The organism is Yersinia canariae (assembly GCF_009831415.1).
Classification (GTDB): domain Bacteria; phylum Pseudomonadota; class Gammaproteobacteria; order Enterobacterales; family Enterobacteriaceae; genus Yersinia; species Yersinia canariae.
This window is the reverse complement of sequence record NZ_CP043727.1, coordinates 48,401-75,173: the sequence shown is the minus strand read 5'-3', so window position 1 is coordinate 75,173 and position 26,773 is coordinate 48,401. Positions and strand designations below refer to the sequence as shown.

Genomic DNA, 26,773 nt, shown 5'->3' with positions numbered 1-26,773 from the left:
GGATAAGCTTATGATATCAACATCTACATGATTCATTACGGCCCTAGGTAATGAAAATCATTCTCATCATTAAACCGGAAAAATCATTTTTATCCCTGCTATTTGTTGAAAATTTATATTCTTTTTTATGAATAACCTGAGCTTACTCGGGTTATCGGGCAACCCCTGTGGAAAAGAGCCTTTCTTGCTCAAATATGGTATTATTCTTAATAATCCATATAAATGAAATTGATAGAATGTTACTGCGTTTATATCAGGTATTACTCTACCTTATTCAACCTCTGATTTGGCTACGGTTGCTGTTACGTAGCCGTAAAGCCCCCGCTTATCGCAAGCGCTGGGGGGAACGCTATGGTTTTTGTGCCGGTAAAGTTGTTGCCGGCGGTATCATGCTGCATTCAGTTTCAGTCGGTGAAACACTGGCCGCTATCCCATTAGTCAGAGCACTACGCCACCGCTACCCATCATTGCCCATTACCGTGACCACCATGACGCCCACCGGTTCTGAGCGCGTCCAATCCGCTTTTGGCAAAGATGTTCATCATGTTTATCTGCCCTATGACCTTCCCGGCTCAGTAAACCGTTTTCTTGATCAGGTGAATCCCAAACTGGTCATTATCATGGAAACTGAACTGTGGCCAAACCTAATCAATGCATTGCATCGTCGCAAAATCCCCTTAGTCATTGCCAATGCACGCCTTTCGGCCCGCTCAGCTGCTGGCTATAAAAAAATCGGTAGTTTTATCCGTAATATGTTGCAACGGATCACACTGATTGCTGCGCAAAATCAAGAAGATGGCGACCGTTTCATTGAATTGGGTCTCAGACGTTCACAACTGACCGTCACGGGCAGCTTGAAATTTGATATTTCTGTTACACCTGAATTAGCCGCCAGAGCCGTGACATTACGCCGTCAATGGGCGCCACATCGGCCAGTCTGGATAGCAACCAGCACCCATGACGGCGAAGAAACTATTTTGCTGGAAGCTCATCGCCAATTATTACAACATTTCCCAACATTGTTGCTGATTCTGGTACCACGCCATCCAGAACGCTTCCCGAAAGCGATTGAATTAACACAAAAAGTTGGGCTGAGCTACACCTTACGCAGCAAAGGCGAGGTTCCGTCGAGCAGTACACAAGTTGTGATCGGCGACACCATGGGTGAGCTGATGTTGCTATATGGCATTGCCGATTTAGCCTTTGTTGGTGGTAGCCTGGTTGAGCGCGGTGGTCATAATCCACTGGAGGCGGCGGCTCATGCTATCCCTGTGCTGATGGGGCCACATACATTTAACTTCAAAGATATTTGTGCCAAGCTGGAACAAGCTGAAGGGTTGATTACAGTGACCGATACCTCGTCGCTGGTGAAAGAAATCACCCAGTTGCTGACAGATGAAGATTGCCGCCTCTATTATGGCCGCCATGCGGTTGATGTATTGCATGAAAATCAGGGCGCACTGCAACGATTATTGCACTTGCTGGAGCCTTATCTACCGCAACGGAGCCACTAAATGAGTGCCCCAAAACGCCTGTCAGTGGTGATGATAGTCAAGAATGAAGCCTCCCTACTGACAGATTGCCTGGCGTCAGTTAACTGGGCTGATGAAATCGTAGTATTGGATTCAGGTAGTGAAGATGAAACCGTTGCTCTGGCCGAGCAGCATGGCGCAAAAGTGTACAGCAACACAGAATGGCCCGGCTACGGCAAACAGCGGCAATTAGCCCAGCAATATGCCACTGGTGATTATATTTTGATGCTGGATGCTGATGAACGTGTAACACCAGAACTTAAAAGTGCGATTGAAGCCGTGTTATTGGCTCCTGAAGAAGGCGCAGTTTATAGCTGTGCGCGGCGGAACCTGTTTTTAGGCCGTTTCATGCGTCATAGCGGCTGGTATCCCGATAGAGTTTCCCGTCTATATCCACGCGATCAATATCGTTACAACGATGATTTGGTTCATGAATCACTTGATAGTGGCTCTGCTAAAGTTATCCCGCTGTCCGGCGACTTACTGCATCTAACCTGTCGTGACTTTTTTGCCTTTCAACGAAAACAGCTTAATTATGCCCAAGCTTGGGCAAATCAGCGCCATCAGCAAGGTAAACGTTGCAGTTATTTCTCGATTCTCAGCCATACTCTCGGGGCATTCTGTAAGACATGGTTATTACGTGCCGGTTTCCTCGATGGTAAACAAGGGCTATTGTTGGCGGTCGTAAACGCACAATATACCTTTAATAAATATGCCGCTCTGTGGGCATTGAGCCATCAATATCAGAAGAGTGAGAAATCATGACTACTAAAGCCATCTATCCGGGGACATTTGATCCTATTACCAATGGGCATTTGGACTTAGTCACCCGTGCCTCAGAAATGTTTAGCCATGTTATTTTGGCTATTGCCGATAGTTCCAGCAAGAAACCGATGTTTACCCTGGCCGAACGGGTAGCATTAGCAAAGCAAGTGACTGCGCCACTGAAGAATGTTGAAGTATTAGGATTCAGTGAACTTATGGCGGAATTTGCCAAAAAGAACAATGCGAATATTTTAGTGCGGGGTTTACGTTCAGTTTCAGATTTTGAATATGAATGGCAATTAGCGAATATGAATCGCCATCTAATGCCAAAGCTGGAAAGTGTCTTTCTGATGCCATCAGAAAAATGGTCGTTTATCTCTTCTTCATTGGTGAAGGAAGTGGCACGCCATGGTGGTGATATCACGCCATTCCTTCCTGCCCCTGTCACTGCGGCGTTGATGAATAAGCTGGCTAAATAGATTAATGCTGGCAGTGGCGGCAAAAAAACGTGCTGCGCTGCCCATGTTTTGCAATTTCAATCACATTCCCACAACGGCGGCATAACTCGCCTGCCCGCCCGTATACCTGCAATTCTTGTGCAAAATAACCCGGCTTACCATCCGACTGTAAAAAATCGCGCAATGTGGTGCCACCCTGCTCAATAGAGTGTAATAGCACGGCTTTGATTGTTGCCACCAGCTGTGTTATCTCGGTTTCGGTTAATGAACCGGCAGCGCGTTCAGGTAGAATACCCGCCGTGAATAGCGATTCACTGGCATAAATGTTGCCAACCCCAACCACCACTTTGTTATCCATCAGCCACTGTTTAATTACGGTACGTTTGTTACGTGACTTCTCAAACAGATATTCCGGAGTAAACTCATCACTCAGCGGCTCTGGCCCTAAATGCGCAAGTACACTACTGGTTTCAAGGTCTTTCGCCCATAACCAAGCACCAAAGCGGCGTGGGTCGGTATAACGCAGTATTTTGCCATTACTGATCACCAAATCGACGTGATCATGTTTTTCCGCTTCAGTTTCTTCTGACAAAATACGCAGACTACCTGACATCCCAAGATGTACGATAATCCAACCGGTTTTCAGTTCTATCAATAAGTATTTAGCCCGGCGTTGAACACTTAACACCGGCTGGTCACTGAGCGCGAGGATTTCATCGGACACTGGCCAGCGCAAGCGGGCATTCCTAACCACGGCATACAGGATTTTCTGGCCGACAAGATAAGGCTCGATCCCGCGTCGGCTGGTTTCAACTTCTGGTAATTCAGGCATGCAACCTCCCTAAACGTATCTCACTGGGCTTTATATAATAAAAAACCCGGCCGAGGCCGGGTTTTCTTAATCCACCAAAATTAAAATTATTTAATTTTAGCTTCTTTGTAGATCACGTGTTGACGGACAACTGGATCGAATTTCTTCAGTTCCAATTTTTCCGGCTTAGTACGCTTGTTCTTCGTAGTGGTATAGAAGTGACCAGTACCAGCAGAAGAAACCAGCTTGATCTTCTCGCGAACACCTTTAGCCATGATTCAGTTCCTTAATACTTCTCACCGCGGGCACGAATTTCGGCCAAGACCGTTTCGATACCCTTCTTATCAATAACACGCATACCTTTAGCAGATACACGCAGAGTTACAAAGCGCTTCTCGCCCTCAACCCAAAAACGGTGAGAGTGAAGGTTCGGCAGAAAACGGCGTTTGGTCGCGTTCATTGCGTGGGAACGGTTGTTACCGCTCACCGGGCGCTTGCCAGTAACTTGGCAGACTCGGGACATGTCTATTCTCCAAAAATCAAATCAGCTCGAGCTTCGTATAGGATTTGGCCGCCTCGTCAGGCTTTAGAGCCCATCTCAGCAAATTCACTGAGAAGACTCACTGTCATCAGGTCAGAAACCCCTGTCACCAGGCTATAAACCTGCTGAGATAGGCTCTTCACGCCAAACCCAAGATTCTCAAAGGTGGCGTAGTATACGCTCTGAAGCGTAAGTGCTCAAGTCCCGAACAGCTAAAGATCCCGAAAGGATCAATTATTATTTCACTAAAGCCATCCGCGCTCGGCAAATGAGACACATTCACCCCGTCCAACCACCAAATGATCGAGCACCCGAATATCCAATAATGAACAGGCTTTTATCACCTGCGTAGTCATCAAACGGTCGGCTTGGCTCGGTTCAGCCTTACCCGACGGGTGATTATGCGCCAGAATCAGCGCGGCGGCATTAACCTTCAGCGCTTCACGCACAATTTCCCTCGGATGGACCTCAACGCTGCTGATGGTACCAGTAAACATCTCCTCATGGCGAATAACACGATGCTGGTTATCTAAAAACATCACTAAAAAAACCTCTCGTTCACGATGAGAAAGAATGTTTTGTAGAAATCTTTGGGTGATATCGGCATTAAGCAGGACACTTTCCCGCATCAGATGAGATGAAAAACAACGGCACGCCAGTTCTGAGATGGCCTGAATCTGGCTATATTTCGAAACACCAATCCCTTTTTTTGCACATAACGCCTGATAATCGGCAGAGATAAGCCCATGAAGCGAGCCGAACTCATCTATCAGGTATTCAGCCATTTTCATTACATGCATGCCCGGAATACCCGTACGTAGAAAAATAGCGAGCAACTCAGCATCAGTCAGTACAGCAGCACCGTATTTAAGCAATTTTTCTCTTGGCGCCATAGCCCCATACCATTCATCCATTCCCTGGCTCCTGTTTATCCCTGAACAGCCCGAGCAGCATGGCAGAAGGTTTTGTGAGCTGCCATACCACGGTTAGCAGCATGCGCAACGCCTCGCAAATTTGATGATTGATAGCATCATGAAATGCCCTGATAGCTAATCTAGCCAGCGGTTATGCTAAAATATCGCCTCTTACGGCTTTCATTTGGACAATCATGATGACGGGACTTTCCGGCAAACATATTGTGCTCGGAATTAGCGGGGGTATCGCCGCGTATAAATCTCCTGAGCTGGTACGCCGCTTGCGCGACAGAGGCGCAGAGGTACGCGTGGTGATGACCAACGCCGCCAAAGCATTCATTACACCGCTCACGTTACAGGCAGTTTCGGGCTATCCCGTCTCTGATGATTTACTCGATCCTGCTGCCGAAGCGGCTATGGGTCATATTGAACTGGGTAAATGGGCTGATTTAGTCATTATGGCCCCAGCAACAGCAGATTTACTGGCCAGAGTAGCGGCGGGTATGGCAAATGACTTGCTGACCACGGTTTGTCTGGCAACCGCAGCACCTATTGCAGCCGTGCCCGCCATGAATCAGCAGATGTACCGTGCTGCGGCCACTCAAGTAAACCTACAGACGCTCGCCAATCGTGGAGTGCTATTGTGGGGGCCAGACAGTGGTAGTCAGGCCTGTGGTGATGTTGGCCCTGGCAGAATGCTGGACCCGCTGGAAATTGTCACATTGGCTCAGGATCATTTCTCTGCGAAACAAGACCTGCAACATTTGAGTGTCATGATTACTGCGGGGCCAACGCGTGAGGCACTTGATCCAGTGCGCTTTATCAGTAATCAAAGTTCGGGCAAGATGGGCTTCGCTATTGCCCAAGCAGCCGCAGCCAGAGGGGCAAAAGTGACTCTGGTTGCCGGGCCAGTAACGCTCCCAACGCCTGCGGGAGTGAATCGTATTGATGTTGTCAGTGCGCTGGAGATGCAGCAAGCAGTTCAAAACTTAGCTGCCCAGCAGAATATTTTTATTTCTTGTGCTGCAGTAGCGGATTACCGCGCCGAGCAAGTTTCTGACGAGAAAATAAAAAAACAGGGCGATGAAATTACGCTTAAGTTGGTGAAAAATCCGGATATTGTTGCTGGGGTTGCTTCGATGGCGAAAAAACGTCCATTTGTTGTTGGATTTGCTGCCGAAACCCAGAATGTGGAAGAATACGCGCGACAAAAACTGGCGCGAAAGAATCTGGATCTTATTTGCGCTAATGATGTATCGCTCGCAGAGCATGGTTTTAACAGTGATACTAATGCCTTGCACCTTTTTTGGCCGACTGGCGAGAAACGTTTACCGCTCAGCGATAAGCACATCCTCAGTCAGCGTTTAATAGACGAGATTGTCAGCCGTTATGATGAAAAAAATCGACATTAAAATTCTGGACCCACGTGTTGGCAATGAATTTCCTTTACCAACTTATGCTACAGAAGGTTCGGCCGGCTTGGATTTACGAGCCTGTCTAAGTGAAGCCGTGGATTTACAGCCAGGGCAAACAACCTTGTTACCTACGGGCTTGGCAATACATATCGGCGATAGCGCACTGGCTGCTGTTATTTTGCCGCGATCAGGGCTTGGGCATAAACATGGCGTGGTATTGGGTAACTTGGTTGGGCTGATTGACTCTGATTATCAAGGTCAGTTGATGGTCTCTGTTTGGAACCGTGGTCAACAACCTTTTACTATCGAGCCAGGCGAACGTATTGCACAAATGGTATTTGTTCCTGTGGTACAAGCAGAATTCAATCTGGTTGAAGACTTTGATCTTAGTGAACGTGGTACCGGTGGTTTTGGTCATTCTGGGCGCCAATAACCTACCCTAGACCTCTATACCGTAAAAAAGCTATCACATAAGCCGCCGGGGCCTAGCCTCAGTGCGGCCGGTATTTGGGGTTTGTTATTAAGTCATTTTTAGCAAGGGTCTACTCGGACATGGCAGAAAAAGAAAATACGAAAAGGAATAGGCGCGAGGAAATTTTGCAGGCTTTAGCACAGATGCTGGAATCCAGCGATGGCAGCCAACGCATTACTACCGCCAAACTCGCCGCAAATGTGGGGGTTTCGGAAGCAGCGCTTTATCGTCATTTCCCCAGTAAAACGCGGATGTTTGATAGCCTGATCGAGTTTATTGAAGACAGTCTGATGTCCCGCATTAATTTGATTCTGCAAGATGAAAAAGAGACGTTTAATCGCCTCCGGCTTATCCTGCTGCTGGTATTAGGATTTGCAGAGCGCAATCCTGGGCTAACTCGCATTATGACTGGGCATGCACTGATGTTCGAGCAAGACCGCTTGCAAGGGCGAATTAACCAGTTGTTTGAACGAATCGAAGTGCAATTGCGTCAAGTTCTACGCGAGAAAAAACTGCGTGATGGACAAGGTTTTATCCATGATGAAGCCCTACTGGCAACGCAGTTACTGGCATTTTGTGAAGGGATGCTCTCGCGCTTTGTTCGTTCAGAATTCCGCTATCGTCCGACGCAAGAGTTTGATGCTCGCTGGCCTCTGATTGTGGCTCAACTCCAGTAAACTCAATTTAAGTTGAGTTTTGAATGATATAAAAAGGGCCTTATGGCCCTTTTTTGTATTCTAGATTTAGAAAATCTTAAACGCCGTACTGTTCGCGATAGTGGCGTACTGCTGCCAAATGATCGGCCATTTCCGGTTTCTCTTCCAAATAACTGATGACATCATTGAGCGTCACAATAGCAATCACTTTGCAGTGATAATCACGTTCAACTTCCTGAATCGCTGAAATCTCACCACGGCCACGCTCTTGGCGGTCTAATGAAATCATCACGCCAGCCAAAGTAGCGCCCTGTGCATTGATAATTTCCATTGATTCACGAATCGCAGTACCAGCAGTTATAACATCATCCACCAGCATGACTCGGCCTTGTAATGCGCTCCCGACCAAGCTACCGCCCTCGCCGTGGTCTTTTGCTTCTTTACGGTTAAAACAGTAAGGCACATCGCGCTCGTGGTGCTCTGCCAATGCGACAGCGGTGGTGGTCGCAATAGGGATGCCTTTATATGCCGGCCCGAATAAAAGATCGAATTCCACGCCACAATCCATCAATGCCGCAGCATAAAAGCGCCCGAGTTTTGCCAGATCAAGCCCAGTATTAAACAATCCTGCATTAAAGAAATAGGGGCTAATCCGCCCAGACTTTAGGGTAAATTCGCCAAACTTCAACACCTGCTTGTTAAGCGCAAACTCGATAAACTCACGCTGATAGGCTTTCATTGGTACTTCTCCTCTCCAGATTGTGACCGCTTTCGTTAATCACTGGGTTTATTAATTTGATACACCACAAACCTGACTCACTACCACTATACAGGCGTGACTCCTTGATTTTCAGGCAAAAAAAAGGCGACTAGCAAGTCGCCTAAATCAATTATTGCTCCAACGCCGCTTTCTGCGCCTGGAAGATAGCCTCTATTCCTCCCCGGGCGAGATCCAACAACGCCAGTAACTCTTCATGGCTAAACGGTTCACCTTCTGCGGTGCCTTGCACCTCAATCATCCGGCCATCTTCCATCATAACCACATTCATATCCGTTTCTGCCGCAGAATCCTCTACGTATTCCAGGTCGCAAAGGGCTTCGCCTTTAACGATACCAACAGAAACTGCCGCGACCAGCCCTTTCATCGGGTTCGCCTTTAATTTGCCGCTAACCACCAACTTATTCAGCGCATCAGCCAATGCCACACAAGCGCCACTGATTGAAGCTGTACGGGTGCCGCCATCGGCCTGCAATACATCGCAGTCTAAAGTGATAGTGAATTCACCCAGCTTCTTCAAATCCACTGCCGCACGTAAAGAACGAGCAATCAGGCGTTGAATTTCTAAAGTACGACCACCTTGTTTACCTTTTGCGGCTTCGCGCGCATTACGGCTGTGAGTCGAACGCGGCAACATGCCATATTCAGCGGTTATCCAGCCCTGGCCTTGGCCTTTCAGAAAACGCGGAACACCCTCTTCAACCGTGGCGGTGCACAATACTTTGGTATCGCCAAACTCAACCAACACGGAACCTTCAGCGTGTTTCGTGTAATTACGGGTCAGGGTCAATGGGCGGACTTGTTGTGCTGCTCGGTCTGCTGGACGCATGGGCTTTCTCCGGCTTTAAATCGATATTGGTCGCGCATTATACGGCCTTAGTGATGTAATGCCTATCCTGCCTGCGCCTCGGAGGCTATAATCCCTACATCTTTTCTTTAAAACGGGTACGCAACAATGATCCGCAGCATGACCGCCTACGCCCGGCGTGACATTAAGGGTGAATGGGGCAGCGCAGCCTGGGAGCTGCGTTCCGTTAACCAACGCTACTTAGAAACTTATATTCGCTTACCAGAACAGTTCCGCAGTCTGGAGCCAGTTATCCGTGAACGCATCCGCGGCCGCTTAACGCGTGGCAAAATTGAGTGCAACTTGCGTTTCGAACTGGATGCTAGCGCACAAAGTTCTTTGATCCTTAATGAAAAACTGGCAAAACAATTAGTTGAAGCCGGTAACTGGGTCAAGATGCAGAGTGATGAAGGTGAAATCAATCCGGTCGATATTCTGCGCTGGCCTGGAGTCATGGCTGCTGAAGAACAGGATTTGGACACTATCAGCACCGAGCTGATGCAGGCACTGGATATTGTGCTAGATGACTTTATCATTTCGCGCGAAACCGAAGGTGCGGCGCTGAAAACCCTTATTGAACAGCGGCTTGATGGTGTTAGCGCGGAAGTGGTTAAAGTCCGAGCGCATATGCCAAACATCTTGCAGTGGCAACGTGAGCGGTTGCTGAGCAAGCTGGAAGAAGCACAGGTTCAGTTGGAAAATACGCGTCTGGAGCAGGAATTGGTGCTGATGGCACAGCGTGTTGATGTGGCGGAAGAGCTGGATCGTTTGGAAGCGCACGTCAAAGAAACGCACAATATTCTGAAAAAGAAAGAGGCTGTTGGTCGCCGCCTTGATTTTATGATGCAGGAATTTAACCGCGAGTCGAATACGCTGGCATCAAAATCAATCAATGCCGAAGTCACTAATTCGGCCATTGAGTTGAAAGTGCTTATCGAACAAATGCGCGAACAAATCCAGAATATCGAGTAATTATATTTATTCATAAGTTTTGCCTGAACCCGGAGAAATCCGGGTTTTTATTACTCTGCATGTGCCAAATAAATCAGAGAAAGGTCTCCCCCATCATCCAATTCTGAGCGGCCGGTTTTTACAAAACCGCACTCGATGTCAGACAACGTGGGACATTCGTTGTTTTTCTCTCGCCACCTAAAGTATGTTGAACACATAGAACCCGTTGCCGATTACTTCCAACAATTTCAGAGGTGAGATCGGAATAATGTGAATAAATAAGGAAATGGACATGCAGTTAACTGTACTGGTTGATAACAATACCCTAATAGATAAATACCTGACAGCCGAACCTGGTGTTTGTTATCACCTTAAAATTGATGGAAAAACGTTTCTTTTTGATACCGGATATTCTGATGTTTTTCTACGTAACGCGGCAATCTTGGGCATTGATATTAGCGATATCGATGGTGTAATTATCTCCCACGGTCATAACGACCATAGCTGGGGATTATCTCATCTCGCTCAACATCTAGACCGGATAAATCACCATAGTGTGAACAAAATAAATCTTGTAGCTCACCCCAACGCTTTTATCCCTAAATACCATGAAGATAAATCAATAGGTGCTAATTTACCGGCAGATAGCTATCCCACCTTTTTCAAACGGATTAATCAGTCAGGTGTTTATTACATTACTGATAATTTGCTTTTTTTAGGCGAGATAGAACGTAGTAACGATTTTGAAGGACTGCATCCTATAGGAAAAACTATTAATTGTTGCGGTCATGAAGTTGACGATTTTGTCATAGATGACAGCGCAATTGTTTATACCAGCGCTGAAGGTATCGTCATCATTACTGGTTGTTCCCACTCTGGGGTCTGCAATATTATTGATTATGCGATTAAAGTCACTGGCGATAAACGCGTCCTAGCTGTTATTGGTGGGTTTCATCTATTAAATGCAGAAGCTTCCATCCTCACCAAGACATCAGATTATTTCAAGCAGCTCAATGCACAAGCTATATATCCCTGCCATTGTACCGATCTAAAAGCCAAAATAGCGCTAGCCAGTTTGGTTAATGTAGAAGAGGTCGGCGTGGGCATGGTACTAAACTTTAAATAGCCGGCAGATGACCACCAATAGATTGCCGCTATCACCGATGGCGGCAGCATGAGTCTCGGGATTGGCTTTGGGATAATCGTGATCGCCCCCAAATAGAATGCCCAGATTGCTTATCACTGGCATACTTTCATCAGTAACTAGTTAAAAACCACACTTATTCCCCATTCCATGCCCCAGTAAACTGTTTCTCATCTTTCCTTTATCACTTTAGGATTTTACCTAAATGAGCATAACGATATAAAAACAGTGCCTTTTATTTTTTTCATGCTTAACTTTCATCACAACCTGAAAGCAGAAAAAGCATTTAATATGATTATCGCTACTATCTACGATCTAGTATGAATAAATTACACATATACTTTATTTGTTGAGTGCTCGCTGAAGAGTCATGCTCCAGAAGCCAAGATGACTGGAAAAGCCAGAGATAGGGTCGCTAAATTTCTGGTTAAGGTAAGTAAAAGACACATATACACTTTTAGGGGGTCGCATATGTTCGAAAACCAAGACACATCGATCCTTAATACCTATTTTGGTACTAATAGCCCCTTTTGGCGGCTTGCTTTTGATAGCCAAGCTTTAGAGTTATCTGCAATTAAAGAGACAACAAATATTGCAATACCTCTCAATTCTGTTCAAACAATGAAAATCCGGAGCTTAACTGGTATTACCGCCAGTTTAGATATTGAAATTGAGATTTATGGTCATCCTCTTCATTTACATCTTGTCGGCCGTAAAATTAATGACAAGGAGTGGGGAGGCACAGCCTCAGCCTATTCTGATACAGAATCTGTCGCTCGTGATTTGGTGATGGGTCTTTCCTTTGCAGAACAAGTCGTCTCTGAAGCCAACTCAGTTATTGTTATTCTCGATAAAGATGGCTATGTGCAACGTTTTAACCACCTTAGCGAAGAATATACTGGCAAGAAAGAGCAGGATGTTATTGGTAAAAATGTCTACGACTTGTTTATGACAGCCAAGGAAGGGGCATCTTCACGGAAAAATATTGAGGGATTTTTTCAGCGTGGCGCATCTTATGAAGTAGAGCGTTGGGTAAATACCGTCAAGGGAAAACGTCTCTTTTTGTTTCGTAATAAATTTGTTCATAGTGGCAGTGGGAAAAACGAACGCTATCTTATCTGTTCTGGTACGGATATTACCAAAGAGCGGCGTGCCCAAGAGCGTCTTAGGATTTTAGCCAATACTGATATGATTACTGGTTTACCTAACCGCCATGCAATTCATGAGCGCATTAACAGTGCAATCCAAACCCGCGGTGAGACCTCTGTGGGGATTATTTATCTCGATCTCGATAACTTCAAAAAAGTGAATGACCATTATGGTCATATGTTTGGTGACCGATTACTAAAAGATGTCTCACTTGCTATTTTAAGTTGTTTGAGTGATGACGAAATGCTTGCCCGGCTAGGTGGTGATGAGTTTATTATTCTCGTTGAAAACGCCACCATGGATTTACTTGAAACGACGACGCAACGAATCCTCAACCGAATGAAATTGCCATTCCGAGTTGGGTTAATCGAGGTATATACCGGCTGTTCAATTGGTATTGCGCTATGTCCAGAACATGGTGACACACTGGAAAATATTATACGCAGTGCAGATACAGCCATGTACACGGCGAAAGAACATGGAAAACAAACCTATTCCATCTTCTCGCAGCAAATGAATAAAAAAGTATCAGAATATGTTTGGCTCGATACCAATTTACGTAAAGGTTTAGAACAGCATCAATTACAAGTCTTTTACCAACCCAAAATATCCACTAAAACCGGAAAGGTGCACAGTGTCGAAGCCCTCGTCAGATGGCTATCACCTGAACGAGGTTTAATTGCGCCTCTGGAGTTTATCTCATATGCAGAAGAATCAGGGCTTATCAGGCCATTGGGTAAATGGGTACTGCAAACATCGATGCAACAAGCCGTGGATTGGAAAAAGCTTGGGATTAATCTACGAATTGCAGTAAACGTTTCTGCCCGGCAATTGATTGATGAAGCTATCGTTACCAGTTTTATTGAATCTCTTGAAGCCAGTGAACTGGAGTCCAGTTTAGTGGACGTCGAATTAACTGAGAGTTGCTTAATTGATAATGAAGATGCCGCCATTAATATAATAAAACAGCTACGGCACTTAGGTGCTCAAGTTCATTTAGATGATTTTGGTACGGGTTACTCTTCACTTTCCCAGTTAGCGCGTATCCCCATTGATGCCATTAAACTGGATCAAAGTTTTGTCCGCCATATTGATACTAATCCTATTTCACAATCCTTGGTGCGAGCCATTATTGTTGTTGCCGAGGCACTTAACATGCAGGTGATTGCTGAAGGAGTAGAGACTAAAGAGGAAGAAGAGTTTCTGGATTCTATTGGCATTGATGAGAAACAGGGTTTTCTTTACGCCAAACCAATGCCCGCAGATGAACTGGAGCATTGGTTGGTGACGCAACACCCTCACCTTTTACTGGATTAGGTGCAAAACTATATTGCCTTTGGTATGGCCGAAGTATGTCTGTCTTGCAACATAACCAGCCGTTCAATATAAGCGATATCTTTCAGTTCAATAGAAAATGCAGAATCAACCCAGTCTTCTGTAATATCCATTAACTCTGAACGTGTTAATTGTAAAACACGCTGGCGAACTCGAATCATTGCCCTCATACCATTAAGCTTAGGCCTGATAGTGTCTATAAATGTCCGCGTCGCGAGATAAGCATCCCCAGGCTGAAATAACTTATCGACTAGACCTCGACTCTCATACCATTCCGCAGCATGAGATTCGCCAGTCCAAATCAATTGTTCTGCCACCCGCATCCCCGCTTTTCTGGCAACCAGTGAATATCCCCCCATGCCAGGAAATAAATTAAATGCAATCTCCGGAAAACCCATTCTGGCTGTCGTTTGTGCCAACACAAAATGATGAGCTAATGCCGCCTCAAATCCCCCCCCTAATGCACTGCCTTCAATCATTGCAATAGAGATAGCGCCAGTATCAAACCCACGAGAAGCCGCATGAACACAATCAACGCAAGCTCGAGCATAAGCCATCAGTGCTTCCCGTTTATGATTTCTGATTGTTTGGGCGAAAAAGTTTAAATCTCCTCCTACATTAAACATATTGGGGACTACTGAACCTGTGACCCAAAAATCTATAGGTAATTTTGACTCTTTAGCGGCTTGGGCTAAGGTCATAATATTTTCGATTAGCTCTAGGTTAAAGCAGGGACGAGGATGAGCGCGCAGTAGCATCCATAAAGTATTACGTCCTTCTTCGTAATAAGCCGATATTTGAGATAAATGGCCGGCTTCAGTAAAAGAGCGGCAGCTAGGCAGATTAATCATATTCATATTCCATCCAATGAGTGAGTTAAACACAGGTCGATCGCCTAATCCTTCTTGAGGAAGTGCTACATTTGCCTTGATAACGGCAACTTAAGCTGGCAGATAAATAGTGAGTCACCCAATAGATAAATGATGAGTAAAGCAGGAAAAATTTAAATGGCTGGCATGTTTAAAGCGTAATTAAAGGCTTTGTAGAATATATACTCTCAAGGGGATCGAATTTCAGATGAAAAAAATCTTCTGATATGGATAAAATACTGACTGAATTTTTATCCCTGACGGATTTCTTATGCTGCAGATTCTGCACTTTCTTTTGGCATTGATTGCTATTACGGTCTTGGCTTTACTGGCTAGTCATGACCGTAAAAATATCAAACTTCGTTATATTTTTCAGTTACTGCTTATAGAGATTGCGCTAGCTTATTTCTTTTTACACTCGGACAGTGGATTAGGTGCAATTAAATATTTTGCTGGATTATTCGAATCTTTGATGAAATTTGCCTCAATAGGCACAAGTTTTGTTTTTGGTGAGATGAATGAACAAGGTTTGGCATTTATATTTCTGAACGTTCTTTGCCCAATCATTTTCGTGTCCGCATTGATTGGTATTTTACAGCATTTCCGTATATTACCGCTCATCATACAGATTGTCGGTACCCTACTATCCAAAGTAAATGGCATGGGTAAACTAGAGTCTTTTAATGCTGTGAGTACATTGATTCTAGGGCAATCAGAGAATTTCATTGCTTACAAAGGCATTATAGCTGATATATCACCGCGCAGAATGTACACCATGGCAGCCACCGCAATGTCGACAGTCTCTATGTCAATTGTCAGTGCTTATATGACCATGCTTGATCCAAAGTTTGTTGTAACAGCACTAATACTGAATATGTTTAGTACTTTTATTGTACTTTCGATTATTAACCCTTACCCCGTCACAGAAGAGCCGGAGTTGAAGCTTAATAAACTTCATGAAGACCAAAGTTTTTTTGAAATGCTCGGAGAGTATATTCTGGCTGGATTTAAAATTGCGATGATTATAGCCGCGATGTTAATAGGGTTTATTGCAATAATCTCAGCTATTAATGCTTTATTTAATACTTTATTCCACATCAGCTTTCAAGGTGTACTGGGATATCTATTTTATCCATTGGCTCTACTGATTGGCATACCTGCTCAAGATGCTTTGCATGCAGGAAGTATTATGGCAACCAAACTAGTAGCAAATGAATTCGTGGCCATGATTGAGTTGAAAAAAGTTGCTGCTGAAATGTCTCCGCGAGGTTTGGGTATTCTCTCTGTCTTTTTAGTCTCATTTGCTAATTTTGCTTCAATTGGGATTGTAGCGGGTGCTATTAAAGGGCTGAATGAGCAACAGGGCAATGTGGTTTCACGATTCGGATTAAAATTGGTATATGGTTCAACTTTAGTCAGTTTACTTTCAGCCGCTATTGCCGGACTTGTCTTGTAAGAAAATATAAGCCACATAAAGTCAATGATATTACTGGCCTTTTACCTCTTGTAAGAGAGATAAAAGGCCAAAACTAAGGTGCGATATTAGCCTTTAAAAATCAACACATACAGGAGCATCTACTCGCATAACAGACTCTTGTGCAAACTGCTGTTTATAACGGGAACGCAAAGATTCAATGGCAGCTTCTTTGTCATCTTTATGAATAAGCATCAATGCCTTACTGTTTTCTTTAGCTACATTGCCATCATTTCCTAGCCATTGCCCTTTAGCATCAATAACTGTCAGGCCATCTTTAAAGCGGCTGGTCACATCATTATCAACAAAAGACTGCCATTCAGTGGGTGAAATAGCAGCCCCATGAGGACGATTCAAGCCAAAATAGAGAGTTGTTTGTGTCATCAACTCACCTTTAATACAGCCGGGAACTGAAACCTTTACCGTTGCTGTATTTGCCTGGCTTGTTCTATCAATACAACCGCTTAGTAATATTCCGATAGCAGTCATACCAGCTAAGAGCCCGACCCGATATTGGAGCGACTTAAGACACATACCCATAATCCCACTGAAGAAAAGATAAAATAGAGATAAAAACTACCATTCGATAAGTCACTCTGCAATCGGGCAGAATAGTGCTCAAATCTAGATTTAGTACTCTTATATCATCTTGATTATCGATTTTTTCCATAGAATTATTAATGATTAATAAATGTATCTTTCATTTTTTATGAATAAATATCAATGTATTAATTAATATCATGATTAGATTAATTAATCTGAAACCCAAGACTTAGAAAATCTCAGTCGCGACAACTTAGTTTAATGACTACTCTGCGGCCCTCGCAGCCCTTAAGAAATTGAATTCAATATGCTACTCAGTGTTCTTTATATTATTGGTATCACCGCTGAAGCCATGACCGGAGCACTGGCTGCGGGACGCCGTCAGATGGATATGTTTGGCGTTATTATCATTGCATCTGCAACTGCCATCGGTGGCGGTTCTGTCAGAGATATGCTGCTTGGCCACTATCCACTTGGTTGGGTTAAGCATCCTGAATATATTGTGATTGTCGCCGTTGCTGCAATTGTCACAACGTGGATGGCTCCATTAATGAAGCATTTGCGCCATTTATTTTTAGTACTTGATGCTATTGGGCTCATTGTATTTTCCATTATTGGCGCACAAATAGCCCTCGATATGGGTCATAGCACTATCATTGCAGCTATTGCCGCGGTAATTACCGGTGTCTTTGGTGGTGTCCTACGCGATATGTTCTGTAACTGTATCCCATTGGTATTTCAGAAAGAAATTTATGCTGGCATCTCATTTGCTGCCGCGTGGATCTATATTGCGCTGCAATACACACCACTATCCCATAACTGGGTTGTTATCATTACACTTGTCACTGGACTAAGTGCTCGATTGCTGGCATTGAGATTTCGACTGGGTCTACCAGTATTTAAATATGAGCATTCTGAACATTAAGTTAAATAAAGGCACTACTCTTTAGGCTGAAACCCTGCAATCCCCTGTTGTGACAAGAAATCAGTCATGATTTGTACTTCTGGATGGTGTAAGAAATGATTAATCTGAGTTGCCCGTATCGATCCAATACCTGATATTAAGCGCCACTCGGCAATACTCTTTTGCTGCAAAGAACGCCAAGGAGAATCAACAGGTATAGCCAACGGGAATCCCAAAGCCTGTAGCCATTGAGAGAAAGGCTGCCGCCTGGCACGTTGAAATTGCTGATAAATCTTTTCTGCCCGCCCCTGTCCAATACCGGGAACCGCCGCAATTTGTTCAACAGACAGTGATAACCAGCCGACTAAATCATTGATAAGCCCATAATGGATAAGATCTCGCCACAACCCACCCCCTACCCCCTGCATATCAAGTCCATTAGCACCACTAAGCCATACTAAGCGAGATAGAAACTGAGGTTCGCACTCAAGAGGTAAGCGGCGGAAACAACTTAGCTGATGAAACTTATCCGCATCAGGCGGGGTAAACTCATGCCGCTGGCTCACTCGCCAGATAACCTCATCCAGCCGTGGAATACCTTGCCCCGCCAGTGTAATAATGACTTGATCACCGGGTATAATATTCCATTGTTTCCAACGGGAAATAGACCCAATATTGACTCTGCGGATCCATTTATCATCAATCTTTACCGGTGTAACCTGTAAAATAGCGGTGATTTTCCCGGTACGCCCAACTGTGAAATGGATATCTTTAATTTCAGTGAGTTGCTGCGGTGGTGGATATTTCCACGCCACAGACCAGTTTCCTGGCACTGATCGCCAATACCGCGCTGAGGGTTCTTCCTCTTGACGAATAACCACGCCATCGGTCACAAAAGGCAGAGGCGTTTGAAACCAAAGCTTCCGCCAGTGGACAACATCGTTAGCTGAAGTAATGGGTTTACTGTAGAGAGCCGTCAAAGGAAATCCCATTTCTTGTAATAGCCTGTTTTTCTCAGCCATATCTTTTGGCCCATCAGGCCACGCCCAAATGAAAATACCTAATTTGGTTAGCAGTGGAGATATAGATTTGCGCATCAGGGCACCTGCAACAGATGCTCTGGCATTAACGCCTCCTGATTTTGCTTGTTGATGGCCCTCCATTTGTAGGAATAACTCCCCTTGCAGGATTAACAAAGGTGGGGCGGTGGCAATATATTGTGGAATAGCAGAAATAAGTGGTGATTTATCCGTCCAGTTCTGGCCTTTCAAACCATTTCCACGGCTTAGAACTTGGGTCAATTTCCCAGTCTGATACACTAGTGTGACCGCAATGCCGTCTATTTTGGGTTGTATCCACAGATTTTTCCGCCCGGATATCCAATTAATGAGCGCAGTTTCATTTTTAAGCTTTTTTAATCCCGTATGAGCAACAGGATGAGGTGTTTTCCCTTTACCCGGTATCAGTATGTTATTCGTTCTATCGGGCAACCCATGGCATGACCGCCATCCATGCAATTTATTCTGCAATTGGTCGTAAATATCATCAGGAAGCAGGCTAATACCCTGCTGGTAATAAGTTACATCCCACTGACGCAGCTGCTTTTCCAATAAATTAATTTCACCTGATATTCTTTCTCCTGACCATTCAGGGCAAATAGGCTCCGCTATGGCATTCCAATTGATAAAACCGACAATCAGCAAGCTTAATATTTTCAGTTTTTTGCACATTCATCAGTACCTCGCTTTGATGGCTGGCAGTAAAACCTGAAAACGTTCATCCGTCGAAGGTGAAAAAATTTAAATGCGCACATGACCCAATAATACTTTTACACTTGCTGCAACAAGCTGAAATTACGCAATGCTCCCCGCAAAATCATAAAAACGTGCTGTTTATGGGCGAAACATTGAGGTGAAATGCGTTGTAACGCTGCATCACGCTTAGCAGCCGTGTATACTGTGCGGAGATTCACACTTCTGCTTTCTATATATCAACCTAATCAACTGAAACGTCATCATGGTTCAAGGCACGCTATACATAGTTTCCGCACCCAGTGGGGCAGGGAAATCAAGCCTGATTCAGGCTTTGTTAAAAACACAACCTTTGTACGACACGCAGGTTTCTATTTCACATACTACGCGTGCTAAACGTCCTGGGGAGAATCACGGCGAGCATTACTTCTTTGTTTCTAAGGAAGAGTTTTGCCAGATGATTGATGACGATGCTTTTCTTGAGCATGCCAAAGTCTTTGAAAATTACTACGGCACCTCACGTCTGGCAATTGAACAGGTTCTCGCAACCGGCGTCGATGTGTTTTTAGATATCGATTGGCAAGGCGCGCAGCAAATTCGCGCAAAAATGCCCACCGCGCGCAGTATTTTTATTTTGCCCCCATCCAAAGAAGAATTGGATCGCCGTTTACGCGGCCGTGGGCAAGATAGCGAAGAGGTTATTGCAAAGCGAATGGCGCAAGCTGTCGCAGAAATGACCCATTACGCAGAATATGATTATTTAATCGTGAATGATGATTTCAATCTGGCATTGTCTGATCTGAAAACCATTATTCGTGCTGAACGACTGCGTTTAGGCCGCCAGAAACAGCGGCATGACGCTTTAATCACCAAATTATTGGCAGACTGAACAGAGTTTCAGTATCATGCCCAGTCATTTCGTCACCTGTGGAGTAGCAGAATTATGGCACGCGTAACTGTTCAAGACGCTGTAGAGAAAATTGGTAACCGTTTTGACCTGGTGTTGGTCGCTGCTCGTCGGGCACGTCAAATCCAGTCCGGCGGTAAAGACGCACTGGTTCCAGAAGAAAACGATAAAGTTACTGTGATTGCACTGCGCGAAATCGAAGAAGGCCTGATTACTAATCAGATTCTCGATGTGCGTGAACGCCAAGAACAACAAGAGCAGGAAGCCGCAGAGATCCAAGCGGTAACCGCGATTGCTGAAGGTCGTCGTTAATTAGACAGTGAGTCTGCCTTGTACCTGTTTGAAAGCCTGAATCTGCTGATTCAACGTTACCTGCCAGAGGAGCAGATTAAGCGCCTCAAACAGGCATATCTTGTCGCGCGTGATGCTCACGAGGGTCAGACACGCTCCAGTGGTGAGCCCTATATCACTCATCCGGTTGCTGTGGCCTGTATTCTCGCGGAGATGCGGCTCGACTACGAAACCTTAATGGCAGCGCTGTTGCATGACGTCATTGAAGATACACCTGCCACTTATCAAGATATGGAGCAGTTGTTCGGGAAAAGCGTAGCTGAGCTGGTCGAGGGTGTTTCTAAACTCGATAAATTAAACTTCCGCGATAAAAAAGAAGCTCAGGCGGAAAACTTCCGCAAAATGATCATGGCGATGGTGCAAGATATTCGCGTCATTTTGATCAAACTGGCTGACCGCACCCATAACATGCGAACACTGGGTTCTTTACGCCCGGATAAACGTCGCCGTATTGCCCGCGAAACTCTTGAAATATATAGTCCACTAGCCCACCGGCTGGGGATCCATCATTTAAAAACTGAGCTAGAAGAGCTGGGTTTTGAAGCGCTCTACCCCAATCGCTACCGCGTCATTAAAGAAGTGGTGAAAGCCGCGCGTGGTAACCGCAAAGAGATGATTCAGAAAATCTTGGCGGAGATTGAAGGGCGTCTGACAGAGGCGGGTATACCTTGCCGCGTCAGTGGTCGAGAAAAGCATCTCTATTCCATTTATTGCAAGATGAACCTGAAAGAGCAGCGTTTTCACTCCATCATGGATATCTATGCTTTTCGGGTTATCGTTAAAGAAGTCGATACGTGTTACCGCGTATTGGGGCAAGCTCACAGCCTGTACAAACCCCGCCCTGGCAGGGTAAAAGACTATATTGCCATTCCTAAGGCTAACGGTTATCAATCGTTGCATACCTCATTAATCGGCCCTCATGGCGTTCCGGTTGAGGTGCAAATCCGTACTGAAGATATGGATCAGATGGCCGAAATGGGGGTTGCTGCACACTGGGCTTATAAAGAGCAAGGTGAATCCGGCACCACCGCCCAGATCCGTGCCCAGCGCTGGATGCAAAGTTTGCTGGAATTACAGCAAAGCGCGGGCAGCTCATTTGAATTTATTGAAAGTGTAAAATCTGATTTATTCCCTGATGAGATTTACGTTTTCACCCCGGAAGGGCGAATTGTTGAGTTACCTGCCGGTGCAACGCCTGTCGATTTTGCTTATGCCGTGCATACCGATATTGGCCATGCCTGCGTAGGCGCACGTGTTGATCGCCAGCCCTATCCGCTTTCTCAGTCATTGAGCAGTGGCCAGACTGTTGAAATAATTACCGCTCCGGGCGCACGACCTAATGCCGCCTGGCTGAATTTTGTTGTCAGCTCGAAAGCTCGCGCCAAAATTCGTCAATTACTGAAAAACCTTAAACGTGATGAATCGGTAAGTCTTGGCCGCCGATTACTAAATCATGCCTTAGGGAATGGTCGTAAACTGTCTGATATTTCTGAAGAAAATATCAAGCATGAATTGGATCGCATGAAGTTGGCGACGCTGGATGATTTGCTGGCGGAGATTGGTTTGGGTAATGCAATGAGTGTGGTGGTGGCTAAAAACCTATTAGGTGACCCCTCCACGCTAGCAACTTCTGGTACCCGTAATCTGTCAATTAAAGGTGCAGACGGAGTCCTGATCACCTTTGCCAAGTGCTGCCGCCCGATTCCGGGTGACCCAATCATCGCCCATATCAGCCCGGGCAAAGGTTTGGTTATTCATCACGAATCTTGCCGTAATATTCGGGGCTACCAAAAAGAGCCCGAGAAATTTATGGCCGTTGAATGGGATCAAGAGACTGAGCAAGAGTTTATTGCTGAAATTAAAGTCGATATGTTCAACCAGCAAGGTGCTTTGGCAAATCTGACCGCAGCGATTAATGCGGCCGAATCTAATATTCAGAGCCTAAATACTGAAGAAAAAGATGGTCGGGTATACAGCGCCTTTATTCGCCTGACTACGCGTGACCGAGTCCATCTGGCTAACATTATGCGTAAAATTCGTATCATGCCGGATGTAGTCAAAGTAAGCCGTAACCGTAATTAACGCCTATGAATCCTCAACGCTATGCGCGGATTTGTGAAATGCTTGCTACCAGGCAGCCGGATCTGACGGTCTGTCTGGAGCAAGTACATAAACCTCATAATGTCTCCGCGATTATTCGTACTGCTGATGCCGTTGGTATTCATCAAATTCATGCGATCTGGCCTAGCCCTGAAATGTATACGCGGCTCTCTTCTGCCGCCGGTAGCAATAGTTGGGTTCAGGTAAAAACACACACTCACATTACCGATGCTATTACTCATTTAAAATCGCAAGGTATGCAAATTCTCGCGACTCATCTGTCTGATAAGGCAGTTGATTTCCGTGAAATCGACTATACCCGCCCAACCTGTATTTTAATGGGACAGGAAAAAACCGGCATATCTGAAGAAGCCCTGGCAATGGCGGATAAAGACATCATTATTCCGATGATCGGGATGGTGCAATCCTTGAATGTTTCAGTCGCCTCTGCGCTAATTTTATATGAAGCACAGCGGCAGCGGCAAAATGCAGGTCTGTATCAGCGGGCACAGAGTGTTTTGTCTGAAGATGAGCAACAGCGGCTATTATTTGAAGGCGGCTACCCCGTGTTGGCGCAAGTGGCTAAACGTAAAGGGCTTTCTCGGCCTCATATTGATGAGCAGGGACAGGTTATTGCTGATGCACAATGGTGGTCTGCCATGCAATCCACGAGTCTTAAATGAAAGGCCGCCTACTGGATGCCGTACCCCTCAGTACACTTTCCGGTGTTGGCGCAAGTCAGGCCGGGAAACTGGCTAAAATGGGTCTGGAAACCATTCAAGATCTGCTACTCCATCTTCCGTTACGCTACGAGGACCGCACCCGGCTATACCGAATTGGCGATCTATTACCCGGCCTTTCGGTCACGGTTGAAGGCGAGGTTCTTCGTTCAGATATTAGTTTTGGCCGCCGCCGTATGATGACCTGTCAAATTAGCGACGGCAGCGGTGTACTCACCCTGCGCTTTTTCAACTTCAATGCCGCGATGAAAAACAGCTTGTCTCCGGGTAAGCATGTGATTGCCTATGGCGAAGCTAAACGGGGCAATACTGGCCCGGAAATTATTCACCCAGAATATCGAGTGCATGGCGAAAATATCGGCGTTGAATTGCAGGAGTCATTGACCCCCGTTTACCCCACCACGGAAGGCATTCGGCAAGCAACCTTACGCAAGCTTATTGATCAAGCTCTGGCGATGCTGGATTCCAGTGTTATTGCCGAGTTGCTGCCGATTGAATTAAGCCGGTCGTTGATCAGCTTGCCAGAAGCTATTCATACGCTGCATCGCCCACCAGCAGATATTCAACTAGCTGATTTAGAACAGGGCAAGCACCCGGCACAGCGGCGGCTGATAATGGAAGAGTTGCTGGCCCATAATCTCAGTATGTTGGCGGTCAGGGCGGGAGCACAAAGCTATCGGGCGCTGCCACTGTTGCCCGAAGAGCAACTTAAACAACGTTTTCTTGCCGCACTGCCCTTCACACCAACTCATGCCCAGCAGCGGGTCGTGGCAGAAATCGAGCAAGATATGACCCACAATTTCCCCATGATGCGGCTGATTCAAGGGGATGTGGGTTCTGGAAAAACACTGGTTGCCGCACTGGCGGCACTGCGCGCTATTGCTCATGGTAAACAGGTCGCGCTGATGGCCCCGACTGAATTATTGGCTGAACAACATGCCACAACTTTCCGCCAATGGCTGGAGCCATTGGGTTTGGAAGTGGGCTGGCTGGCCGGGAAACAAAAAGGCAAAGCGCGTCAGGCGCAACAAGAAGCCGTCGCCAGTGGTCGGGTATCCATGGTTGTCGGTACTCACGCCATGTTTCAGGAGCAAGTGCAATTTTCTGGGTTGGCACTGGTTATTATTGATGAACAGCATCGTTTCGGTGTTCATCAGCGGCTCGCATTATGGGAAAAGGGCGAAGAGCAGGGCTTCCACCCGCACCAGTTAATTATGACCGCGACTCCCATTCCCCGAACTTTGGCCATGACAGCTTATGCTGACCTTGATACTTCGGTGATTGATGAATTGCCTCCAGGTAGAACACCTGTCACGACAGTAGCCATTCCTGACACCCGCCGCAGTGATGTTATTCAGCGGGTCAAAAATGCCTGTCTGGAAGAGGGGCGGCAAGCTTATTGGGTCTGCACATTGATTGAAGAGTCTGAACTGCTGGAGGCCCAGGCTGCTGAAGTCACCTGTGAAGAGCTGAGAATTGCACTGCCAGAAATCAAAGTCGGTTTGGTTCATGGCCGTATGAAAGGGCCAGAAAAACAAGCTGTTATGCTGGCTTTTAAACAGGGTGAATTGCAATTACTGGTTGCCACTACAGTGATTGAAGTTGGGGTTGATGTTCCCAATGCCAGTTTGATGATAATTGATAATCCGGAGCGATTAGGGTTAGCGCAATTGCACCAGTTACGCGGCCGCGTTGGCCGTGGTGCCGTCGCGTCACATTGTGTTCTGCTTTATAAAACGCCCCTCAGCAAAACAGCTCAGATGCGTTTACAAGTGCTACGTGACAGCAATGACGGCTTTGTTATTGCTCAACGGGATTTAGAAATACGTGGGCCGGGTGAACTCTTGGGAACACGCCAGACCGGCAGTGCCGAGTTTAAAGTGGCTGATTTACTACGAGACCAGGCCATGATTCCAGAAGTGCAGCGAGTAGCTCGTCATCTGCATCAGCAATATCCCGAACACGCACGGGCGTTGATAGAGCGCTGGCTACCCGAGCGCGCGCGTTACACTAATGCTTAATCAATAATGCATAAGGGGCGGATATAGCCGCCCCCAAAAAACCATTACCCCACGGCCGCAGGGAAAATTGGCAGTAACAGGTAAAGCTTAATCACGATTACATTGACGATATCAATAAAGAACGCGCCGACCATCGGTACCACCAAGAAGGCTAAATGTGATGGGCCGAAACGATCAGTAATAGCCTGCATATTGGCAATAGCGGTCGGCGTTGCGCCTAAACCAAAACCACAATGCCCTGCGGCTAACACTGCTGCATCATAGTTTTTCCCCATCAACCGATAAGTGACGAAGATAGCGTACAGCGCCATCGCCAGTGCCTGTGCTGATAGAATCACCAGCATCGGTAATGCCAGTGACGCCAGCTCCCACAGTTTTAGGCTCATCAACGCCATTGCTAAAAACAGTGACAAACTGACATTCCCTAGCACTGAAACTGCGCGATCAAAGACTTTATAAAAACCAATTGCCGACACCGTGTTACTGAGGATAACCCCAACGAATAACACACAAACAAAGGTCGGTAACTCAAACATTGTGCCCTGCAGCCCACCAGAAATCACTTGGCCAGCCATGAGGCAAATGGCAATCATGGCAATGGTTTCGACCAATACCAATGACGTTATCATACGGCCAGCAGAAGGCTTTTCGAAAGCAGACGGCACTTCGCTGTCCTCTGGGGTGCCATCCGGTGTGGAAGAGTGTTTTACCAAATAGCGGGCTACCGGGCCGCCAATCAACCCACCCAGAACCAAGCCAAATGTCGCGCAAGCCATGGCAACTTCGGTTGCATTTTCAAAACCATAACGTTCAACGAACACTTTACTCCATGCGGCACCTGTACCGTGCCCGCCTGATAGCGTAATTGAGCCGGCCAATAAGCCCATTAGCGGATCCAACCCCATCAGTTTCGCGAGAGCTATACCAATCGCGTTTTGCATCAATAGCAAACCGACGACAGCAAAGACAAACACACTCAGGGCCTTGCCACCCGCCCGTAAACTGGCCAAGTTAGCATTCAGGCCAATTGTTGCAAAGAATGCCAACATCAAGGGATCTTTCAGCGACATATCAAAGCTGATTTCCCAACCGAGGGTCTTTTGCATCAGCAGCATGAGAAAAGCCACCAGCAATCCGCCGGCAACGGGTTCAGGGATAGTGTACTTTTTTAGAAAAGGGACAGTTTGTACGAGTTTTCGGCCTAATAATAAAACCAGACAGGCCGCGACTAGCGTGCCATAGGTATCGAGATGAAACATCTTGGTACTCCATGCGATTGAAATATCGAATAAAAATATGACGTTAGACAGTTCCTTAATAAACGCCAAAGCAGTAAGAGGGGGAT

26 protein-coding genes are annotated in these 26,773 nt (G+C 45.9%); 16 read left to right on the top strand and 10 right to left on the bottom strand.

What is annotated here, in order from left to right:
- The first annotated feature begins 236 nt into the window (after positions 1–236).
- The 3 genes from waaA to coaD are packed head-to-tail and all read left to right on the top strand — an operon-like array spanning position 237 to position 2,776.
- Positions 237–1,514, top strand: a complete 1,278-nt coding sequence (gene waaA / locus F0T03_RS00340) for a lipid IV(A) 3-deoxy-D-manno-octulosonic acid transferase (RefSeq protein WP_145555229.1) — start codon at positions 237–239, stop codon at positions 1,512–1,514.
- Complete coding sequence (locus tag F0T03_RS00335; protein WP_159677020.1) at positions 1,515–2,297, top strand: glycosyltransferase family 2 protein; 783 nt, start codon at positions 1,515–1,517, stop codon at positions 2,295–2,297.
- Positions 2,294–2,776, top strand: coding sequence for a pantetheine-phosphate adenylyltransferase (gene coaD, locus F0T03_RS00330; RefSeq protein WP_145555227.1), 483 nt, complete (start codon positions 2,294–2,296; stop codon positions 2,774–2,776). Before F0T03_RS00335 ends, coaD begins: the two co-directional genes overlap by 4 nt.
- Position 2,777: 1 nt before the next feature.
- Here the strand turns inward: coaD and mutM are convergent, their stop codons facing one another.
- The 4 genes from mutM to radC form a co-directional block, all read right to left on the bottom strand.
- Positions 2,778–3,587 (bottom strand): bifunctional DNA-formamidopyrimidine glycosylase/DNA-(apurinic or apyrimidinic site) lyase, encoded by an 810-nt coding sequence (gene mutM, locus F0T03_RS00325; protein WP_145555226.1) that lies wholly within the window; start codon positions 3,585–3,587, stop codon positions 2,778–2,780.
- Between the two features lie 86 nt (positions 3,588–3,673).
- Positions 3,674–3,841 carry a 50S ribosomal protein L33 gene (gene rpmG / locus F0T03_RS00320; protein WP_004392084.1) on the bottom strand — a complete coding sequence of 56 codons (168 nt, stop codon included), beginning with the start codon at positions 3,839–3,841 and terminating at the stop codon, positions 3,674–3,676.
- A gap of 11 nt (positions 3,842–3,852) precedes the next feature.
- Positions 3,853–4,089 (bottom strand): 50S ribosomal protein L28, encoded by a 237-nt coding sequence (gene rpmB, locus F0T03_RS00315; RefSeq protein ID WP_005164747.1) that lies wholly within the window; start codon positions 4,087–4,089, stop codon positions 3,853–3,855.
- Positions 4,090–4,352: 263 nt separating this feature from the next.
- Positions 4,353–5,021, bottom strand: a complete 669-nt coding sequence (radC, locus tag F0T03_RS00310) for a RadC family protein (protein ID WP_145555225.1) — start codon at positions 5,019–5,021, stop codon at positions 4,353–4,355.
- A gap of 194 nt (positions 5,022–5,215) precedes the next feature.
- Between radC and coaBC the strand changes: the two genes are divergently transcribed.
- The 3 genes from coaBC (at position 5,216) to slmA (ending at position 7,585) form a co-directional block, all read left to right on the top strand.
- A complete protein-coding gene (gene coaBC, locus F0T03_RS00305; RefSeq protein WP_162526847.1) occupies positions 5,216–6,433 on the top strand; it encodes a bifunctional phosphopantothenoylcysteine decarboxylase/phosphopantothenate--cysteine ligase CoaBC in 1,218 nt (405 codons plus the stop codon).
- Complete coding sequence (gene dut / locus F0T03_RS00300; RefSeq protein ID WP_162526846.1) at positions 6,411–6,869, top strand: dUTP diphosphatase; 459 nt, start codon at positions 6,411–6,413, stop codon at positions 6,867–6,869. Before coaBC ends, dut begins: the two co-directional genes overlap by 23 nt.
- Positions 6,870–6,988: 119 nt before the next feature.
- Complete coding sequence (gene slmA, locus F0T03_RS00295) at positions 6,989–7,585, top strand: nucleoid occlusion factor SlmA (protein ID WP_004714376.1); 597 nt, start codon at positions 6,989–6,991, stop codon at positions 7,583–7,585.
- A 76-nt stretch (positions 7,586–7,661) separates the two neighbouring features.
- Here the strand turns inward: slmA and pyrE are convergent, their stop codons facing one another.
- Together pyrE and rph are read right to left on the bottom strand one after the other, a co-directional pair.
- Positions 7,662–8,303 (bottom strand): orotate phosphoribosyltransferase, encoded by a 642-nt coding sequence (gene pyrE / locus F0T03_RS00290; protein ID WP_145555224.1) that lies wholly within the window; start codon positions 8,301–8,303, stop codon positions 7,662–7,664.
- Positions 8,304–8,454: 151 nt separating this feature from the next.
- On the bottom strand, positions 8,455–9,171 hold the full coding sequence (gene rph, locus F0T03_RS00285) for a ribonuclease PH (protein WP_159677019.1): 717 nt from the start codon (positions 9,169–9,171) through the stop codon (positions 8,455–8,457).
- 126 nt (positions 9,172–9,297) lie between these two features.
- On the opposite strand from rph, the gene F0T03_RS00280 reads away from it, so the two are divergent.
- The 3 genes from F0T03_RS00280 to pdeR all read left to right on the top strand — a co-directional run bounded on the left by F0T03_RS00280 (position 9,298) and on the right by pdeR (position 13,750).
- A complete protein-coding gene (locus F0T03_RS00280; protein WP_159677018.1) occupies positions 9,298–10,161 on the top strand; it encodes a YicC/YloC family endoribonuclease in 864 nt (287 codons plus the stop codon).
- Positions 10,162–10,432: 271 nt separating this feature from the next.
- Positions 10,433–11,266, top strand: coding sequence for an MBL fold metallo-hydrolase (locus F0T03_RS00275; RefSeq protein WP_159677017.1), 834 nt, complete (start codon positions 10,433–10,435; stop codon positions 11,264–11,266).
- Between the two features lie 489 nt (positions 11,267–11,755).
- Positions 11,756–13,750, top strand: a complete 1,995-nt coding sequence (gene pdeR, locus F0T03_RS00270) for a cyclic di-GMP phosphodiesterase (protein WP_159677016.1) — start codon at positions 11,756–11,758, stop codon at positions 13,748–13,750.
- Positions 13,751–13,758: 8 nt separating this feature from the next.
- On the opposite strand, the gene F0T03_RS00265 is transcribed toward pdeR, so the two are convergent.
- Positions 13,759–14,625: a crotonase/enoyl-CoA hydratase family protein gene (locus F0T03_RS00265; protein WP_162526845.1), complete on the bottom strand. Its 867-nt coding sequence runs from the start codon at positions 14,623–14,625 to the stop codon at positions 13,759–13,761.
- 283 nt (positions 14,626–14,908) lie between these two features.
- Here F0T03_RS00265 and F0T03_RS00260 point away from each other — a divergent pair, with 283 nt between their 5' ends.
- Positions 14,909–16,093 (top strand): NupC/NupG family nucleoside CNT transporter, encoded by a 1,185-nt coding sequence (locus tag F0T03_RS00260; protein ID WP_159677015.1) that lies wholly within the window; start codon positions 14,909–14,911, stop codon positions 16,091–16,093.
- A gap of 93 nt (positions 16,094–16,186) precedes the next feature.
- On the opposite strand, the gene F0T03_RS00255 is transcribed toward F0T03_RS00260, so the two are convergent.
- Positions 16,187–16,600, bottom strand: coding sequence for a DUF3574 domain-containing protein (locus F0T03_RS00255; protein WP_374757563.1), 414 nt, complete (start codon positions 16,598–16,600; stop codon positions 16,187–16,189).
- A gap of 361 nt (positions 16,601–16,961) precedes the next feature.
- Here F0T03_RS00255 and F0T03_RS00250 point away from each other — a divergent pair, with 361 nt between their 5' ends.
- A complete protein-coding gene (locus tag F0T03_RS00250) occupies positions 16,962–17,579 on the top strand; it encodes a trimeric intracellular cation channel family protein (protein ID WP_005165881.1) in 618 nt (205 codons plus the stop codon).
- A 14-nt stretch (positions 17,580–17,593) separates the two neighbouring features.
- Here F0T03_RS00250 and ligB read toward each other — a convergent pair whose 3' ends face one another.
- Positions 17,594–19,288 carry an NAD-dependent DNA ligase LigB gene (ligB, locus tag F0T03_RS00245; protein ID WP_159677014.1) on the bottom strand — a complete coding sequence of 565 codons (1,695 nt, stop codon included), beginning with the start codon at positions 19,286–19,288 and terminating at the stop codon, positions 17,594–17,596.
- A gap of 286 nt (positions 19,289–19,574) precedes the next feature.
- Between ligB and gmk the strand changes: the two genes are divergently transcribed.
- Genes gmk through recG form a run of 5 tightly spaced genes read left to right on the top strand, consistent with a single transcriptional unit; the run spans position 19,575 to position 25,428 of the window.
- Positions 19,575–20,198: a guanylate kinase gene (gene gmk / locus F0T03_RS00240; RefSeq protein ID WP_004704191.1), complete on the top strand. Its 624-nt coding sequence runs from the start codon at positions 19,575–19,577 to the stop codon at positions 20,196–20,198.
- Positions 20,199–20,252: 54 nt separating this feature from the next.
- On the top strand, positions 20,253–20,528 hold the full coding sequence (rpoZ, locus tag F0T03_RS00235) for a DNA-directed RNA polymerase subunit omega (protein WP_004392061.1): 276 nt from the start codon (positions 20,253–20,255) through the stop codon (positions 20,526–20,528).
- An 18-nt stretch (positions 20,529–20,546) separates the two neighbouring features.
- Positions 20,547–22,649: a bifunctional GTP diphosphokinase/guanosine-3',5'-bis pyrophosphate 3'-pyrophosphohydrolase gene (spoT, locus tag F0T03_RS00230; protein ID WP_129195299.1), complete on the top strand. Its 2,103-nt coding sequence runs from the start codon at positions 20,547–20,549 to the stop codon at positions 22,647–22,649.
- A 5-nt stretch (positions 22,650–22,654) separates the two neighbouring features.
- Entirely contained in the window at positions 22,655–23,350 is a 696-nt protein-coding gene (gene trmH / locus F0T03_RS00225) for a tRNA (guanosine(18)-2'-O)-methyltransferase TrmH (protein WP_145554440.1), read from the top strand.
- Positions 23,347–25,428, top strand: a complete 2,082-nt coding sequence (recG, locus tag F0T03_RS00220; RefSeq protein ID WP_159677013.1) for an ATP-dependent DNA helicase RecG — start codon at positions 23,347–23,349, stop codon at positions 25,426–25,428. The genes trmH and recG overlap by 4 nt, the downstream gene beginning before the upstream one ends.
- Positions 25,429–25,472: 44 nt before the next feature.
- On the opposite strand, the gene gltS is transcribed toward recG, so the two are convergent.
- Positions 25,473–26,687, bottom strand: coding sequence for a sodium/glutamate symporter (gene gltS, locus F0T03_RS00215; protein ID WP_159677012.1), 1,215 nt, complete (start codon positions 26,685–26,687; stop codon positions 25,473–25,475).
- Between the last annotated feature and the right edge of the window lie 86 nt (positions 26,688–26,773).